Origin of the sequence: Pantoea sp. EA-12 (assembly GCF_030053355.1) — a bacterium.
GTDB classification, from domain to species: Bacteria; Pseudomonadota; Gammaproteobacteria; order Enterobacterales; family Enterobacteriaceae; genus Pantoea; species Pantoea vagans_C.
The window spans coordinates 1-16,533 of the sequence record NZ_JASGBY010000024.1 but is presented as its reverse complement, the minus strand read 5'-3'; the positions used below and the strand labels follow the sequence as shown (position 1 = coordinate 16,533).

Annotated in this window: 12 protein-coding genes; 10 read left to right on the top strand and 2 right to left on the bottom strand. The window is 52.5% G+C overall.

What is annotated here, in order from left to right; all coding sequences use genetic code 11:
- Window positions 1-189 precede the first annotated feature (189 nt).
- The 6 genes from QMZ30_RS24305 to QMZ30_RS24280 all read left to right on the top strand — a co-directional run bounded on the left by QMZ30_RS24305 (window position 190) and on the right by QMZ30_RS24280 (window position 6,971).
- Window positions 190-1,935 carry a putative phage tail protein gene (locus QMZ30_RS24305; RefSeq protein WP_283229256.1) on the top strand — a complete coding sequence of 582 codons (1,746 nt, stop codon included), beginning with the start codon at window positions 190-192 and terminating at the stop codon, window positions 1,933-1,935.
- 90 nt (window positions 1,936-2,025) lie between these two features.
- Window positions 2,026-2,274, top strand: a complete 249-nt coding sequence (locus QMZ30_RS24300) for a type II toxin-antitoxin system Phd/YefM family antitoxin (RefSeq protein ID WP_283229219.1) — start codon at window positions 2,026-2,028, stop codon at window positions 2,272-2,274.
- Window positions 2,275-2,530: 256 nt separating this feature from the next.
- Window positions 2,531-3,523 (top strand): alpha/beta fold hydrolase, encoded by a 993-nt coding sequence (locus QMZ30_RS24295; protein WP_502921496.1) that lies wholly within the window; start codon window positions 2,531-2,533, stop codon window positions 3,521-3,523.
- A gap of 70 nt (window positions 3,524-3,593) precedes the next feature.
- Entirely contained in the window at window positions 3,594-4,334 is a 741-nt protein-coding gene (locus QMZ30_RS24290) for a response regulator (RefSeq protein ID WP_283229218.1), read from the top strand.
- The gene (locus tag QMZ30_RS24285) at window positions 4,331-5,641 is read left to right on the top strand and encodes an ATP-binding protein (protein WP_283229217.1); all 1,311 of its coding nucleotides are present in this window, start codon (window positions 4,331-4,333) and stop codon (window positions 5,639-5,641) included. The genes QMZ30_RS24290 and QMZ30_RS24285 overlap by 4 nt, the downstream gene beginning before the upstream one ends.
- A 139-nt stretch (window positions 5,642-5,780) precedes the next feature.
- Window positions 5,781-6,971 carry a cytochrome c biogenesis protein/redoxin gene (locus QMZ30_RS24280; RefSeq protein WP_283229216.1) on the top strand — a complete coding sequence of 397 codons (1,191 nt, stop codon included), beginning with the start codon at window positions 5,781-5,783 and terminating at the stop codon, window positions 6,969-6,971.
- Window positions 6,972-7,070: 99 nt separating this feature from the next.
- On the opposite strand, the gene QMZ30_RS24275 is transcribed toward QMZ30_RS24280, so the two are convergent.
- Window positions 7,071-8,492, bottom strand: coding sequence for an aldehyde dehydrogenase family protein (locus QMZ30_RS24275; protein ID WP_283229215.1), 1,422 nt, complete (start codon window positions 8,490-8,492; stop codon window positions 7,071-7,073).
- A 103-nt stretch (window positions 8,493-8,595) separates the two neighbouring features.
- On the opposite strand from QMZ30_RS24275, the gene QMZ30_RS24270 reads away from it, so the two are divergent.
- The 4 genes from QMZ30_RS24270 to QMZ30_RS24255 all read left to right on the top strand — a co-directional run bounded on the left by QMZ30_RS24270 (window position 8,596) and on the right by QMZ30_RS24255 (window position 14,466).
- Window positions 8,596-9,489: a LysR family transcriptional regulator gene (locus QMZ30_RS24270; RefSeq protein WP_283229214.1), complete on the top strand. Its 894-nt coding sequence runs from the start codon at window positions 8,596-8,598 to the stop codon at window positions 9,487-9,489.
- Window positions 9,490-10,394: 905 nt separating this feature from the next.
- Window positions 10,395-11,702: an oligosaccharide flippase family protein gene (locus QMZ30_RS24265; protein WP_283229213.1), complete on the top strand. Its 1,308-nt coding sequence runs from the start codon at window positions 10,395-10,397 to the stop codon at window positions 11,700-11,702.
- Entirely contained in the window at window positions 11,699-12,694 is a 996-nt protein-coding gene (locus tag QMZ30_RS24260) for a glycosyltransferase family 2 protein (RefSeq protein WP_283229212.1), read from the top strand. Before QMZ30_RS24265 ends, QMZ30_RS24260 begins: the two co-directional genes overlap by 4 nt.
- A gap of 482 nt (window positions 12,695-13,176) precedes the next feature.
- The gene (locus QMZ30_RS24255) at window positions 13,177-14,466 is read left to right on the top strand and encodes an HAAAP family serine/threonine permease (protein ID WP_283229211.1); all 1,290 of its coding nucleotides are present in this window, start codon (window positions 13,177-13,179) and stop codon (window positions 14,464-14,466) included.
- Window positions 14,467-14,556: 90 nt separating this feature from the next.
- Here the strand turns inward: QMZ30_RS24255 and QMZ30_RS24250 are convergent, their stop codons facing one another.
- Window positions 14,557-16,113 carry a methyl-accepting chemotaxis protein gene (locus QMZ30_RS24250; RefSeq protein ID WP_283229210.1) on the bottom strand — a complete coding sequence of 519 codons (1,557 nt, stop codon included), beginning with the start codon at window positions 16,111-16,113 and terminating at the stop codon, window positions 14,557-14,559.
- Window positions 16,114-16,533 lie beyond the last annotated feature (420 nt).

Genomic DNA, 16,533 nt, shown 5'->3' with positions numbered 1-16,533 from the left:
TATCGACTCCGCTTGTACTCTGTTTTCCCCGATTTATACCCACGGCAATGACGCCCAACGCATGGACGTACGGACCGTACGTGCCATCAACAATCACAACGATCTCTGGGATCAGCACTGCGGCCAACATGCGCAGTAAGGCTGATTCCGCTGTTGTATTGCAAACCTGAAAAGGCCGAGGAGGCTATGATGATCGAAGTTAACTCTTATGCTGAACTGCGTACCACCACGCCCACCAAAAACGGCGATCTGGCTTTTCTGCGTCGCTATAACGCGGACTCCACCTTTCGTGGGGGCGGCGACTTCACCGGTTTTATTGGCACCACCACCGCAACGGATGATGGCGGTACGCTGGCGGTGGGTAACGGGTTCTATTGGAAGCGCGTGATTAACAATCCCTCTGATATCAACGTCTACCACTTTGGCGCGAAAGGGGATGGCTATGTCAATGACACCGATGCGGTCAATCGTATGCTGGCATGGACCAAGACCTACAACACCAATATTGTTGACCTGCCGATTCGTTTCCCTGGCGGTAAATTTTTGATCAGCCCGATCGACATCAGCGGCACGGATAACGCGTTCTTTGGCCTGCAAGGTGATGATGTGGAACTGGGTTCGCTGCCACGTACCACCATCATTTCCGATAAAAGTACCAGCCCGGTGTTTAAGGTAAAGGCGCGCCGCACCTCGATTCGCGGTATCACCTGGAACGGCCAGGCGTCGGCCGATATCACCACCAACAAAGGCACCATTACTTCAGCAATGTGCAGCAACGTGCAGCCGTTCTTCGAAAATACCTGCATCGAAGGCACCACGGTCAATATCTACTGTTTCCGCGCGCAGAATAACGGCGGTACGGTGATAAAGGTGCTGGATACGCTGGACAGCAAATTTGATCAGATCTACACCATGTACACCTATGCGCGTGTATTTGATGTCGGCTGGTCAAATTCCCCCAACGGCGCATGGGATCACTCTACCGCAATTGAGATCTGCAACTGTAACTTCCAGACCGGCTATGGTGATGCCACGCTGTACATACCCCGTTGTACGCAGGGGATTCTGCGTAACGTGTGGATAGAACATACGCGCAATCCTGGCGATCTCTCGGACGGTGGCTGGACCATTGATACGTTGAACGTGGAGGATTGCCTGAACCCGTTCAACCTCAACAATGCCCGCGTCACCATGCGCCAAATCAACGTGCAGTCTGGCAGTAAAGTGTCGAACGATTTGGTGACGGGGAAATGGTTATCGACCTTCGAATATGGTTACCGCCGTGACGAAAGCTACGGCAGTTTCCTGACCGGATCGCTGCGAGCGGGTTACTACAGCGGCTACAAGATCACCAACAACACTACCACCGATAACTGGTATCGCCTTGGGCAATTGTTCTTCCCGAACGCGAATCAGCAGTGGGTCATGGAGTTTATTGGCAAAGCCGATGCCACCCAGCCGACAGGAACCGCCGGGACACCGGTTAACGTAGCGAGTAGCGGGAAAACCTGGATTAACCTGCAACGGCTGGAAACCGTATGGGCGGATGCCTTTCATATGGGGCAGCCCGCGATCATGGATATCCGTTACAACCGTGTGGGCACCACCTATGCCGTGGTGTGGGTGAAGCTGAAAGCCAACAGTGGTGACACCATGCTGAACCTGAAAAACACCGGTCCAACACGCTTTGATACCGGCTCTTGCTCACTGTTCCAGTCGGACCTGTCAGTAGTGACAGATACCACCACGCTGGGGCCGTACAAACCCGCTGCGCGCTTCGGCATGCACAACGGACTGGCAGGCATCGGTGCCAACGAGAAGGGTGTGCTGACGCTGGCTTCCGCTGCTGGTACACCCACCAATGCCGCTACGCCAACAGGCTTTGTGCTGGTTAATATCAACGGTGTCGATCGTAAACTTCCCTATTACGATTGAGGTCAAACACGTTCAGGCGAGGCTTCGGCCTCGCCTTTTTTGTTTGTAATGGAGCGCATTCGTGCAGAAAAATCAATTAACATCACATAGTTGAAGAAAAAAGCAGCGAAGTATTTTATTGATGAACAGGTTGCTGTACTTTCAAAAAATCGCCTCGGAGGTTACATGGTCAGCGCTAAGAAGTTTGAAGAAATCATTGAATTGATAGAAGAGAAGCAAGGTCATTTACACACTGCTGCGCGATTTAGACCAACGGCTGAGCGTTTACATACTATTGCTGAAGATGGAAAGAATTTACTTCAAAGCCTCGACGACAAGGATCTCTCTGAGTTTAAGTAATGAGCATAAAATAGCACGTAATAACAATAACATGCACAAGATCGGTATGATCTCTGAAGCATTTCGGATGAAATATTAGCTGAGAACGAACCGTTTATTCTGTCTGACCCTCTGATCAACTCCTGCCTTTTTGTATCCCACTGTATCTCCCCACCACACACATACATCCCGTTGCATAACCCGCTGTTCTGCAAACATCACCTATACATGGGCGTGGTCTTCTATACACATCAACCGTGTCTGAGGAGACAACATCATGTTCTTTGTACGCCAAACTCTGCTTGCTGCACTGGTCTTAACCGCTACCAGTTCTGCCTTTGCTGCTACCCCAACTGAAGCGGAATACGCTGCCGCCTTTAACACCATTCATCAGGTTAAGGCCGGGGTGCTGAATGTTGGATATGTCGATATCGGGCCACGCGATGGTCAGGCTGTCATTCTGCTGCACGGCTGGCCGTATGACATTCAAAGCTATGCCAAAGTCGCGCCGCAGCTGGCAGCCAAAGGCTATCGCGTTATCGTGCCTTATTTGCGTGGATACGGCAGCACTCGCTTCCTGTCAGATAACACGCCACGTAACGGTCAGCCTTCGGCACTGGCGGCGGATACCGTGGCGTTGATGGATGCACTGGGCATTAAACAGGCGGTATTTGCTGGTTTCGACTGGGGGGCTCGCACGGCGGACATCGTGGCGGCACTGTGGCCGGAGCGTGTGAAATCGCTGGTATCCGTCAGCGGCTATCTGATCAGCAGCCAGGACGTGGGCAAGAAAGCCTTACCGCCGCAAGCAGAGTTGCAATGGTGGTATCAATTTTATTTCGCCACTGAGCGTGGTGAACAAGGTTACGCGAAAAATACCCATGATTTTGCCAAACTGATCTGGCAGCAAGCCTCACCGGGTTGGAAATTTAGTGATGCCACTTTTAATGTGAGTGCGAAAGCACTGGATAATCCGGACCAGGTCGCGGTGACCATCAGTAACTACCGCTGGCGTCTTGGCCTGGAAAAAGGCGAGCAGAAGTATGATGCTTATGAGAAAAAGCTAGCCACCTTGCCCGTGATCAGCGTGCCGACGATTACGATAGAAGGGGATAACAACGGTGCGCCGCACCCCGCGCCACAAGCGTATCGCGCGAAATTCAGCGGCAAGTATGAGCATCGTACCTTTACCGGCAATATTGGACATAACCCGCCAGCAGAAGATCCGCAGGCGTTTGTCAAAGCGGTGGAAGATGCCGCTGCGCTGTAATCGCGAATTTTTTAAGGGCCGGCACTTGAGTGCCGGTCTTTTTTGCGTAGGTTGAAAACAGGAGGTTGTTTTGGAGCACATTGATCACATCCTGGTGGTAGATGATGACCGGGATATCCGTGAACTGATTACCGATTACCTGATCAAGTCAGGTTATCGCGCCACTGGCGCCGCCAATGGTAGAGAGATGCGTGCGATGTTATCGGCCAATGCCATTGATTTGGTGATCCTCGATATTATGATGCCCGGCGATGATGGGCTGACGCTGTGTCGTCAGCTACGCAGTGATACGCAGCGCAACTTACCGATTTTAATGCTCACGGCCCGCAGTGAGGATACCGATCGCATTCTCGGCCTGGAAATGGGTGCGGATGACTATCTGGTTAAACCCTTTGTCGCGCGTGAACTGCTGGCGCGCATTAAAGCGATTTTGCGCCGTACACGCGCCTTGCCGCCCAATCTGCAAATTACTGAGGTCGGTCGTATTATTGCCTTTGGCGACTGGCAACTGGATACCTCTGCCCGGCATCTTATTGATAATGAAGGCGTGATTGTGGCGCTCAGCGGAGCAGAGTATCGTCTGCTGCGCGTGTTTCTTGATCATCCGCAGCGGGTATTGAATCGCGACCAACTGTTGAATCTGACCCAAGGCCGCGATGCCGAACTGTTCGAGCGATCCATTGATCTGCTGGTGAGTCGCTTGCGGCAGCGCCTGCGTGATGATGCGCGCGAGCCTGCCTACCTCAAAACGGTACGCAGCGAAGGGTATGTGCTGGCCGCACCGGTAATCATCAAAGAGACGCATGAATGAAACTGTGGCCGAGATCGTTACTGACTCGTCTGCTGATCATCGTCCTGGGCGGATTATTGCTGGCGAATGCCACCACCCTGGTGAGCTTGATGGTTGAACGCATGAGCAGCGCCAAAACCGTGATGCTGGGCAACCTTGAATATGACGTCGCAACCAGCGTCGCCATTCTTGATCGTCTTCCCGCGGCTGAACGCCCCGGTTGGCTGGCAAAACTGGAACGCGGCAATTATCGCTACCAATTATCGGCAGGCTTACCGGGGCCTTATCCCAGCAGTTGGCGTGCGCGGGATGCCGTGCGCTCGCTACAGGAGAGCCTCGGCGGGCGCTATCAAATGAGTATTCACGCGATTCCTGGGCCGCGTGAGCATCTTCAGGTGCATCTGACACTCCACGATGGCGCACCCTTGACGCTGGATCTGTGGCCGCGTATGCCCGCCATCGCCCGCTGGTTACCAGCAGTGCTGATCGGCCAACTGCTGCTGTTGCTGTGCTGTGCCTGGCTGGCGGTACGGCAAGTGGTGCGTCCTTTTATGCGCTTTACCCAGGCGGTCGAAGGGCTGACACCGGCATCAAACCGTGCGCAGCTGATGCCTGAAAGCGGTCCCGATGAAGTGCAGCAGGCGGCACGTGCCTTTAATGCGATGCAGACGCGCATCCAGGATCATCTCAAAGAGCGCGCGCAGATTCTGGCCGCGATCTCACACGATCTGCAAACCCCCATCACGCGTATGAAACTGCGAGTGGAGATGTCAGAACAACCGGAGCTGCGCGATAAATTGTTGGGCGACCTCGATAATATGAGCCGTTTAGTGCGAGAAGGAATTGCCTACGCACGCTCATCGGAAGTGTTGGAGGAGGCGCGGCAGGTTGTGAGTCTGAATGCCTTTCTCGACAGCATTGCCTGCGACTACCAGGATATCGGCAAAGCGGTCAGCTTTACCTCCTGTCGCGGCGAGGACCGTTTTGCCGTTCGCCCGCAGGCCCTGCGCCGCATCATGACCAATCTGATCGATAACGCCCTAAAGTTTGGCAGCGAAGCGCAGATGGTGATGAGCGCTCCGCAGGGGGATCAGGTCGACATTCACGTGCTGGATAATGGCCCCGGTATTCCTGAAGCGGAACTGCAGGCGGTGCTGGAGCCCTTTTACCGGGTGGAGAGTTCGCGCAATCGTCACACCGGCGGAACCGGATTGGGTCTGGCTATCGCCACGCAACTGGTGAGCCAGATGTCTGGCAGCCTGCATTTATCCAATCGGGTTGAGGGGGGACTCGACGCACACATCACGTTAAAGCAAACCGATTTGTAGCCTTTTGTATCTGCACCGCCTGTACACATACAGACTGACAATACGGGCGGTGCCAGACACTTCGTGAACACAACAGCCTGGTTAAATGAGCGCACGTGCTAAAGCACGCAACCCATTAACCCCTGTCACGAGGTTTACAATGACACTTCTAATTGCTTTCTGCGCAGGCATGTTGACGCTGCTCAGCCCCTGCACCTTACCCGTTATTCCTTTTGTGTTCGCCAGCGTACGCGGACAAAAAGGACAGTTGCTGGCGTTATTGAGTGGCATGGTGATGATGTTTACCGCCGTGGCACTGCTGGTCACGGTGACCAGCCATTGGGTCGCCAGCGTGACCGCAGCGGGAAGGTGGATCGCACTGGCCTTTTTAGCCGTGACGGCGCTCACCTTACTGTCATCGCGCCTGGCTCAGTATGTTACTCAACCCTTTGTAGCGTTAGGCAATCGCATGAATGATGCCAGCCAACGCCGACGCGGTTTAGTCGCGGCAGGGTTGGCGGGAATGGCAACGGGCATGTTGTGGGCACCCTGTGCGGGGCCAGTATTAGGCGCGATTCTCAGCCTGGCGGTGGTGGGAAAAGATCCCGTCTCGGTTGGTCTGCTACTGGCAGTCTATGGCAGCGGTGCCGCACTGATGCTGGCGCTGCTGTGTATGGCGGGGCGTGGATTGGTAATGCGATTGCGGCCTGGCCTGGCAGTGACCAGCCGTTTACGCCAGGTGGCAGGGGGATCGATGTTGGCTGCCGTATTGTTGATCGCCAGCGGCGCGCAAGGGCAGTTGCAAAGTGGCCCCGCGTTTGCGCAGCGTCTGGAGCAGCGGCTCAGCGAATGGGTGCCAGAGCCTGCGACGAAACCACGCCTCGAACCGGTGGTGATGCCACAAACCCGTAGCACGCTGCCCTCACTGCAAGGCGGCACCGCATGGCTGAACGGTGCCGCTGTCACCCCGGAAACGTTAAAAGGCAAAGTGGTGCTGGTGGATTTCTGGACCTACGACTGCATTAACTGTCAGCATACCCTGCCGCATGTACGTGACTGGGCCAATAAGTATCAATCCGAGGGCTTGGTAGTGGTGGGCGTTCATACCCCGGAATATCCGTGGGAACGCGATGAGAAAGCGGTGAGTCGTGCAATTAAACAGTGGCAACTGCCGTATACCGTGGTGGCGGATAACAACTACAACATCTGGAACCGCTTCGGTAATCAATACTGGCCCGCCCATTATATTTTCGACGCGCACGGGCAGTTGCGATACACCGCGTTTGGCGAAGGTCAACATGCGGAACAGGAGCAGGTGATTCAGCAGTTGTTAAAAGAGGCGCGGACGTAAGGGGGCGACATGGCTTCAGGCAATATGCCCTTTATGACAACTCGCACTGAAGCTGATGAGCAGGCTGGGGCGGCCCTGGCCTGCGTTATCATCAGTCGTTTAACAGGCAACCGTGACGGCTCGCGGCTCCAGAAAAGCGCTAATCCCCCATTGCCCCATCTCCCGGCCCATTCCTGAATGACCAAAGCCACCAAATGGCGCGCGCGGTTCATGTGCCAATGTATTGATCATCACTCGACCCGCCAGTATCTGTTCACCCACGGCGCGGGCGTGCTGCTCGTCGGCACCAATCACCAGCGCAGACAGGCCATAATCGGTGTCATTCGCGATGGCAATCGCCTCAGCTTCGTCACGATAACTCATGATACTCAGCACCGGTCCAAAGATCTCTTCACGGGCAATCTGCATCTGCGGCGTCACATCGCTAAACAGCGTCGGCTTGATATACCAGCCATGAGTCAGTCCTTGCGGACGCCCCAGACCACCGCTCAGGATACGCGCACCTTCCTGTTCGCCGAGGCCAATGTAATGTTGCACCCGTTGCCACTGCTTTTCATTCACCATCGGGCCAATGGTGGTCGCTGGGGAAGCGGGATCGCCCGAGCATTGTGCGGCCACAGCCCGCGTCAGCGCCTGTTCAAATTCAGCTTTGCGCGCTTCGGGCACCAGAATGCGCGTGCCAGCAATACAGGCTTGTCCGCTATTGATAAACCCCGCCTGCACCGCCAGTTCTGCTGCGCTAGTGGCATCCGCATCTGGCAGGATGAGGGTGGGCGATTTGCCACCCAGCTCCAGCGTCACGCGCTTAAAAGTCTCAGCGGCCGTGCGCAAAATGGTTTTCCCTGTGGCGGTTGAACCGGTGAAGGAAATTTTTGCCACCAATGGGCTGCGGCTAATCGCATCCCCGACCTCGGCACCGCGCCCCGTGACAATATTAAACAAGCCATCAGGCAATCCCGCCCGATGCAGCGCTTGCGTGATCACTTCGGTCTGTAACAGGCTAAATTCACTGGGCTTAATCACCGTGGTACACCCCGCGGCCAGTGCGGTGGCCAGCTTGTGGCAAATAAAGCCCGCGTTACTGTTCCAGGGGGTAATCAGACCAGCGACGCCGAGGGGAAGCATTTGAACATGCGCGCGTCCGGCTTGCTGGCTAAAAGGGTATTGTTCCAACTCTTGCATCACCTGGAGAATGACGTCAGCCGGATAACGTGCCATCCACTGTGAGCGTGAGGCCGGTGCGCCATATTCTTCGAGGACGGCGGCATACAACTCGGTTTCACAGCTTTTCACTGCGTCATGCATCTTCTTTAACAGCGTGATACGTTCAGCAACGGAGGTGCGAGCATAAGCGGGAAATGCCGCATGAGCGGCGGCGATCGCGCGCTCAGCGTCTTGCTCGTTTGCCAGACGCGCTTTGCCAATGACGCTGCCATCAGCAGGATTGATCATCTCCAGCCACTCGTTGCCTGCAGGGGTAACAAAACGGCCATTAATATAGATGTGTTCGATAATATGCATGGTTAAGCTTCCTGAAATGAGTATGCAGGAAAACTAGCACGCCAGACGCGCGTAAATAATCCGCCTCATCCTGCAAAGGGTATTGCGACAAACGGAATAATTCATGAACCGGACCGGTATGACAGAACTGGAAATCCTGCTGGCAGTGGCGCGGCGCGGAACCTTTAAAAGCGCAGCCAGTGAGTTAGAAATGTCACCTTCTGCGATCACCAACGCGGTGGCCGCGCTGGAGAAACGGCTGGGTGTGCGTCTGTTCAATCGCACCACGCGAAGTGTGGCCCTGACGGATGCCGGTCAACGCTTTATTGATAAAATCGCCCCTGCACTTGAGGTGATTCGCAGCGCTTCCGAAGAGATCAGCAGCGAACCCAACGATCCCTCGGGGATTCTCCGCTTAAACGTGCCGCCAGAAAGTCATGCGCTGTGGTATGAGTCCGTGCTGATGCCGTTTCTAAAACGATACCCGCGTATTCGCGCGGATATTTGCAGCCAAAGAGAGAAGGTGGATATCGTTTCTGCAGGCTTTGATGCGGGGATCCGTCTTGCTGAAGACATTCCCGCCGATATGATCGCCGTTAAGCTTACCGCCGAGTTGCGGATGATCGTGGTTGCCGCTCCGGATTATCTTGAACGTTTTACGGCGCCGGATCAGCCAGAGCAACTGAGCGAGCACCAAACGCTGTGTATGCGCATGTCTGATGGCAGTATTTATCGCTGGGCATTGAGCCACCAACAGCAAACCTACACCTTGCAAGGTGAGCCACGTTTCGCCGTGAGCGATGTGGCATCCATGCACCAGGCGGCGCTGGCTGGACTTGGCATTGCCTGTATGTCCGAACAACACATTGCCGCTGACATCCAGGCGGGCAAGTTGGTGCGATTATTGCCAGAGTGGCAGGTGAACCTCGGTACGCTCTGTCTCTATTACCCCGGGCATCGATTAGTGCCGCCCGCGCTTAAGGCATTAACGGCATTCGTGCAGACACATCGCAAGTAGTGCAAGACTTCCCGTGGCACCTGCCATGCTTATCAGTTTACCTTCCGTTTAATTTTCGTATGGCCTCGCGTGGGGCCATTCCTCGTATTATTCCTGGTTAACTATCACCAGTTGGCTAATCAATATATTTAACGTCAATTCATTGCTGCTAATCTTTCCCTACCTGCCTTATCAATTTTCTAACTGAGTAAATTCCGTATTGGTCTTTGGACCATTGACCTTATAACCGCTCCTGGTGAGAATGCCGTTAAAAGTTTTGAAACAGATCTCAATTTTAGGGTTAAGAGCCCATTGCAGTGCGACTGCGAGAGTCGTGCTGGATTAACGCCACTTGCCTTTATGGTCGCGCGAAAGACGCGCCAAAATAATTAAAGGGCAGGGCATACAGCAAAAATCGTTAATGTCGTGACGTTCGTTGAGAAGGCCCGTCTAAAGATGCACCTTTTCAGCCCCGGTCGACATTTCTTTCATTTCGTCAGGCATGTATAGCGCGTTATCGCGTTGAGCGTGTTGATTAAGAGATGACTGATTTAATTTAAATTACGCGTTTGATTGTACGAATGATGAGCTGAGTGTCGTAAATGTGATGGCTCTAACCTATTGATTTTTAACTGTACCGCTATCGGTGCAGTCAGGCCTCTTTACGCCAAAATAAATGATTACATGTATTTAGCAAATTGGTAGCTGCAAGCCAGGGGCGGTAGCCTGCCCATTTTAACGTTAAGAACTGAATCGCCTTGTGAAAATTTAATGGCGAAAGTCTTATTTAATTTGAGATTTTCTCAGGTGCTTAAGACCATATCTTTACCCTTGAGGAAAGTCCGAAATAGTTTGAAATCCAATGTTAAGCCGCATGCAAGAGAATGGCATGATCGCTTATCAATGAATCTCACTGAGGTTGTTCTGTGAAAAACAAATTAAAGAATTCGATGTGGATGATTGCCGAAAAGTTGATCGCGGTGTTCGGCCTGATTTTCGTCACCTCCTATGTGGCGAAATATGTTGGCCCTACCACGTTCGGCATTATCTCACTCTCCATGCTGGTGTTTCAGTTTATTCAATCCATTGCGGTGATGGGCAGCGATGTGATTCTGCTCAAACGTATTTCGCAAAATCATCACTCAGGTATTCGCCTGATGATGGCGACCTTTCTGCTAGTGATGCTGATTTATTGCGGCTTAGCCATCAGCGGCATGGTGATCATGGGCGAAGAGTGGAGTCGCGAAGCGCTGGTGTTTATCTGTGCAGCGGCGATTGCCTGTCTGTTTTCATCGATCGACCTCGTGAACATTTACAACGAGGCGATGCTGAATGCGCGGCTCAACGTGATCGCCAATGTCATCGGTCTCGCCATCAGCCTGACGGTGCGTTTCTTTATTTCCTGGTTCCAACTGGATCCGCAATTCCTGGCGATACCGATCGTACTCGCCACGCTACTGCCGTTCAGCATCAAACTGGCCATCTTCCTGCGCTATCACCGCCAGGTGCCGATTCCTGCGCTGCGCCATATCAAAAAGTATTCACGCTACATGGTGGCATCGGGCGTTTCTCTGGTGTTCTCAGTGATCGCGATTGCGATTTACACCCGCGTCAATCAACTCAGCGTCTCTTATTTCCTCGGCGTGAAAGAGGCCGGGATCTTTGCGGTAGCGATGACGCTGTCAACGGCGTGGGTGTTTCTGCCGAATGCGCTGCTGGCCTCATTCTTCCCGGCATTCTTTGCTGAGCGCGATGATGAGCAATCGATTATCAAAGCGCAAAAACTCCATCTGCTGGTATTGGGAGTGTCGGCGGTCGTCATCATGGCGATCTGGCAACTCTCGGGTTGGTTTATTCGCGACTTCTACGGTGAAGCTTATCTCGATGCCGTTGCGCCGACGTTATTGCTCAGCGTGGGTGCGATGTGCGGTGTGCTCAGCAGTTTGATGGACCGCTTCATTATTAAGTACAACGGCTATCGATTCTTAGTCAAAAAGACCTTTGCTGTATTAATTATCTGCCTGGCATCTTCTGTTTTATTGGTGCCTTATTTCGGTTTAACCGGTGCCGCAATGAGTGTGGTATTAACCGAATTCGTCTCATTCTCGCTGCTTAATTATTTCTTTTCTGCGCAACCCGTTATGCGTATTCACCAGGTTTTCTTCAACCCCAGGAAGTTATGGCTGTTATTTATCAATTACAAAACCTCAGACAGTAAAGAGAGTTTATCATGAATGAAAAACCACTATTTAGTATTATCATTCCCGTCTATAACGCACAAAAAACCATAAAGCGTACGTTGCTTAGTGTGCTTAAACAGACCTATAGCAATTATGAAATTGTGGTGGTTAATGATGGCAGCACGGATTCCAGCCAGCAAATCTTAGCCGGTTTTTCATCTTACTCCCAGGTGACGGTGATTGACCAAATCAATGCCGGAGTGAGTGCAGCACGCAATAATGGGCTGCAGCAAGCGAGTGGCGAGTATGTGTTATTCCTGGATGCTGATGATTGGGTAGATGATAACTTCCTGATGATCTTCAAGCAGAATCTGGATGCGTGGCCCGCGGAATCGGTTGATTTGATGGTCGGCAACCTTAATGACAACCGGATAGGGAAAGTTTCGCAAGCAGGGTTTTTCAGCAACGAGGATATTCCCTATGTGCTTGGCGAACTGGAAATGAGCGATAACATTGGCTATTTGCACAACAAATGTTATCGCCGCCAGATTCTGAGTGATTATGATCTGCGTTTCATGGAGGGAATCTCTATGAGTGAGGATCTGCTATTTAATTTGAAGTTTTTTAGCTGCATCAGTAATTTCCTGGTGACGCCGGGTGCCGCTTATCACTATGAGGATGTGGCGGGTTCACTCTCTAAGCGGAAGGTGCAATACAGCGAATTGAAAGTCAGAAAGCAGTTTCTGACGGCGTTATATGACTCGATTGTGGAAAAATATCAGGGCAGCGATCTCGATTATTTTCTTAAAGGCATTTCTAAACGCGTTCTGGCGTTGGATATGCAAATCGTGACGGCGATGTATCATTCATCTTTTTCACCTGCCGATATCGCGCAGGAAATTAATGAAATCAAGCGAGGTAAATACTCAAAAGGTATTTTTATTTTGCTCAATAAAAATGAAAAGTTGAAGTACATGATTATGAATTTAAATACTATCACAGCGTACTATTTCCTTTATGCCCTCTACAGGATGCGCGCATTCTGATTTGAAATTCCCCCGGTATTCTTCTCTGCTATTGTCTGCGGCTGTTATTCCTTCTGGAACACGCGGAGCGATGATGGGTCCAGAGGCGAGTTACCGGGGGAGTTTCACCTTTCCTGGCGTCTTACACGCCTGAGTTTTGTAGGGTGCGGCCTTTAGGCCGCCCGCCGCCGCCCGTCCTCCCTTAGTCGCTTTCGGGCGCACCAAGGCTTACCCCTACCGGCTAACCGTCGTTGTCTTCTTGCACTCTCTCCCGCTCTCAGGTCAAATAGCGCCCATGCAAACGATTGCGTGCATGATTTGTGCGTTTACGTCTATTAAATCGCCACTTCGCGCATTTTTGGTGCCTTTGTGATGGATGTCTTGCGTTGAAGCAACCTTAATCAGGCAAAAACGGGTAGCATGTGCGCGGTCGTACTATTGGCATGTTTGGCAGCTGTCGTTCCGGCTGCATTTTGATAAAGCATTAAATTCTGGAGAGACAGATGGACAACTCACAAACCGTTGCCCAAGGCACGGTTGAGGTCAGTGCAACGGGCTGGCGCAAGAGTGATACGGTGTGGATGCTGGGCTTGTACGGCACGGCTATTGGTGCAGGCGTATTATTCCTGCCAATCAATGCGGGCGCGGGTGGATTAATTCCACTGATTTTAATGACCATCCTTGCGTTCCCGATGACTTTCTATGCACACCGTGCACTGGCGCGTTTTGTGCTCTCTGGTAAGAATCCCGGTGAAGACATTACGGAAGTGGTGGAAGAACACTTTGGTGTGGGCGCAGGGAAAATCATCACCTTGCTCTATTTCTTCGCTATTTTCCCGATCCTGTTGATGTACAGCGTCGCGATAACCAACACGGTTGACAGCTTTATCGTGCATCAACTCGGCATGGTGTCGCCACCGCGTGCTGTGCTGTCGTTAATTTTGATCATCGGCATGATGACGGTGGTACGTTTTGGCGAACAGATGATCGTCAAAGCGATGAGCGTGCTGGTGTTCCCGTTTGTGGCGGTGCTGATGTTGCTGGCGGCTTATCTGGTGCCACACTGGCACGGTGCAGCGCTGGAAACCCTCTCTTTCAGTCACAACCGCAGCGATAGCAGCATCTGGATGACGCTGTGGCTGGCGATTCCGGTCATGGTGTTCTCCTTTAACCACTCACCGATTATCTCCTCGTTCGCGGTGGCGAAGCGTGAGGAGTATGGTGCAGGTGCAGAGAAAAAATGTTCGCGCATACTTGCCAGCGCCCATCTGATGATGGTGGTGACGGTGATGTTCTTTGTCTTCAGTTGTGTATTGAGCTTGTCACCGGCAGATTTGCAGGCAGCGAAGGACCAGAACATCACCATTCTGTCCTATCTGGCTAACCACTTTAACGTGCCGATGATTGCCTGGATGGGGCCGATTGTCGCGATGGTCGCCATCACTAAATCGTTCCTCGGACACTACCTCGGCGCGCGTGAAGGCTTCAACGGCATTGTGGTGAAATCACTGCGTAGCCGTGGCAAAAGTGTTACGCCGCAGCGTTTGAACCGTGTTACCACGGGCTTTATGTTGCTCACAACCTGGCTGGTTGCGACCTGGAACCCGAGTATTCTCGGCATGATTGAGACCCTTGGCGGGCCGATCATTGCGATGATTCTGTTCCTGATGCCGATGTATGCCATTCAAAAAGTTCCGGCAATGCGTCAGTACAGCGGGAAGATCAGTAACGTCTTTGTGGTGATTGTTGGTTTGTTAGCGATTTCGTCGATTGCGTATTCGCTGATGAGCTAATCATGTTGGCCAGGTGCGCATCAATGCGCACCCTACAAAAATGACTGCCGTTGCCAGGTCGCCATTGATGGCGACCTGACAACAATAAAATTACACCGCTGCCGTCTTAAACACACTCATTGATTGCGCCAGACGATCGGCCTGTTCCTGCAACGCCTGAGAAGCGGCAGACGCTTCCTGCACCAGCGCGGCGTTCTGCTGCGTCACCGCTTCCATCTGGGTAATCGCCAGATTGATCTCACTGATACCACTGCTCTGTTCGCTGCTGGCGATGGTAATCTCACTCATGATGTCTGCCACGCTTTTCACGCTATTGACCACTTCGCCAATGGTTGAGCCAGCATGCGTCACCAGACGGCTACCTTCATCCACTTTCGCCACGGAATCTTCAATCAATACTTTGATCTCTTTCGCAGCGGAGGCTGAACGTTGTGCCAGGTTACGCACTTCGGTGGCAACCACCGCAAAACCACGACCTTGTTCACCCGCGCGCGCGGCTTCTACTGCGGCATTTAGTGACAGAATGTTGGTCTGGAAGGCGATAGAATCGATCACGCTGATGATGTCGACAATCTTCTTCGAGGAGAGGGTAATAGCTTCCATCTTCTCAATCACCTGTTCCATCACCACGCCGCCTTCTTTCGCGACAGTTGAGGTGGTGGCGACCAACTGATTAGCTTCACGCGCATTATCGGCATTGTGCTTCACGGTGGCGGTCATCTGCTCCATCGCCGAGGCGGTCTCTTCCAGTGAGCTGGCCTGTTGCTCGGTGCGGGAAGAGAGATCGATGTTGCCGCTGGAAATCTGATTGGAAGCCACAGCAATGGTGTCAGAACCGGCGCGGACATTGGAGACAATGGTCAACAGATTGTCATTCATCGCCTGCAGTGCCTGCATCAATACTGCGGTTTCGTCTTTCCCGCTGACCTCAATGTGTGAGCTGAGATCGCCTGCTGCCACTTTTCCGGCAATTTCTACCGCTTCATTCAGTGGGCGTACAATCGAACGGGTCAGCATAAAGCCAAGCAGTACCGAGGCGGCAATCGCGATGGCTGAGAAGATCAAGGTGATTTCAATCGCGGTGGAGCCATCATCAATAATGCCGGAACCTTCGTTACGTAACTGGTCAGACTGGGAATTGGCAAAAGCGACCGCACTGTCGAGGTAGGCGTTCTGTGTACTGGTGATTTTCTTCAGTACATAGGTACTGGCTTCTTCCAGCTTGCCAGCGCGTACCAGATCCAGCACTTCATTCTTCTGTTGTTCGAACAACTGGCTGGCAGCCAGTAGGCCGGCGATTTTCTTTTTACCAATCTCCGTCACCTGAATCGCTTCGATCTTTTTCATCGCGCTGTTGGTGCGATCAGTGGCTTCATCCAACTGCTTATAGCGTTGCACGTTATATTCTGGACGCAGGGTATCGATCACCATGCCACGCAGATACTTGATCTGATCGTTGACGCCATCACGCACATCAAAACCGAGGCGCACCTTCACATAGCGATCTTCCACAATAGAGGTGATGCCATTTTTGATGTTGTTGATTTTCATAATCGACGTCACGCCGACCACGCCTAACAGTGCCACAACCAAACCAAAGGCAATCCCTAAACGGACGCCCACTTTCATATTCTTTAAGCTCAACATTGGTTCTCCCCGTAATGCCAAAATGTGTTGTTTTCAAAATGGAAAAGCAGGCGTGCCGCCCGCATCAGGTTGATGTTTTATATAGTGAAAATACTTTGCCAGCGTGATTGGTCTGGTATGGCAGCGCCGGTGTCAGCGCTATCAGTTATCGGTTGTTAATGTTTTAACTTTAATTTTTTAGAGGCGGGTCACAGAATCGTTAACATGATTAAAGAATGGCATGGGGCGCAGGGGCGTAATGCTTGTCAGTTAAGCGACTGATGATAACGCCGTCTGGAGCCGCACCGGGGCCGGCGGTCCTCGCGCCGCTGTCGCGGTGCCTTCACTTCACTCGTCTGCCTTAACGGACCGGTGCCGATGGAACATCCATGTTCCAGCGCCACCTTTCGCCCGCGTCCTGCGGGCTCTCCTGGCATACTC

Coding starts and splice junctions, on each gene's coding strand:
- QMZ30_RS24250 (WP_283229210.1), bottom strand. CDS start 16,113: ATGTTGAGCTTAAAGAATATGAAAGTGGGCGTCCGTTTAGGGATTGCC.
- QMZ30_RS24255 (WP_283229211.1), top strand. CDS start 13,177: ATGGACAACTCACAAACCGTTGCCCAAGGCACGGTTGAGGTCAGTGCA.
- QMZ30_RS24270 (WP_283229214.1), top strand. CDS start 8,596: ATGAACCGGACCGGTATGACAGAACTGGAAATCCTGCTGGCAGTGGCG.
- QMZ30_RS24305 (WP_283229256.1), top strand. CDS start 190: ATGATCGAAGTTAACTCTTATGCTGAACTGCGTACCACCACGCCCACC.
- QMZ30_RS24260 (WP_283229212.1), top strand. CDS start 11,699: ATGAATGAAAAACCACTATTTAGTATTATCATTCCCGTCTATAACGCA.
- QMZ30_RS24285 (WP_283229217.1), top strand. CDS start 4,331: ATGAAACTGTGGCCGAGATCGTTACTGACTCGTCTGCTGATCATCGTC.
- QMZ30_RS24280 (WP_283229216.1), top strand. CDS start 5,781: ATGACACTTCTAATTGCTTTCTGCGCAGGCATGTTGACGCTGCTCAGC.
- QMZ30_RS24275 (WP_283229215.1), bottom strand. CDS start 8,492: ATGCATATTATCGAACACATCTATATTAATGGCCGTTTTGTTACCCCT.
- QMZ30_RS24295 (WP_502921496.1), top strand. CDS start 2,531: ATGTTCTTTGTACGCCAAACTCTGCTTGCTGCACTGGTCTTAACCGCT.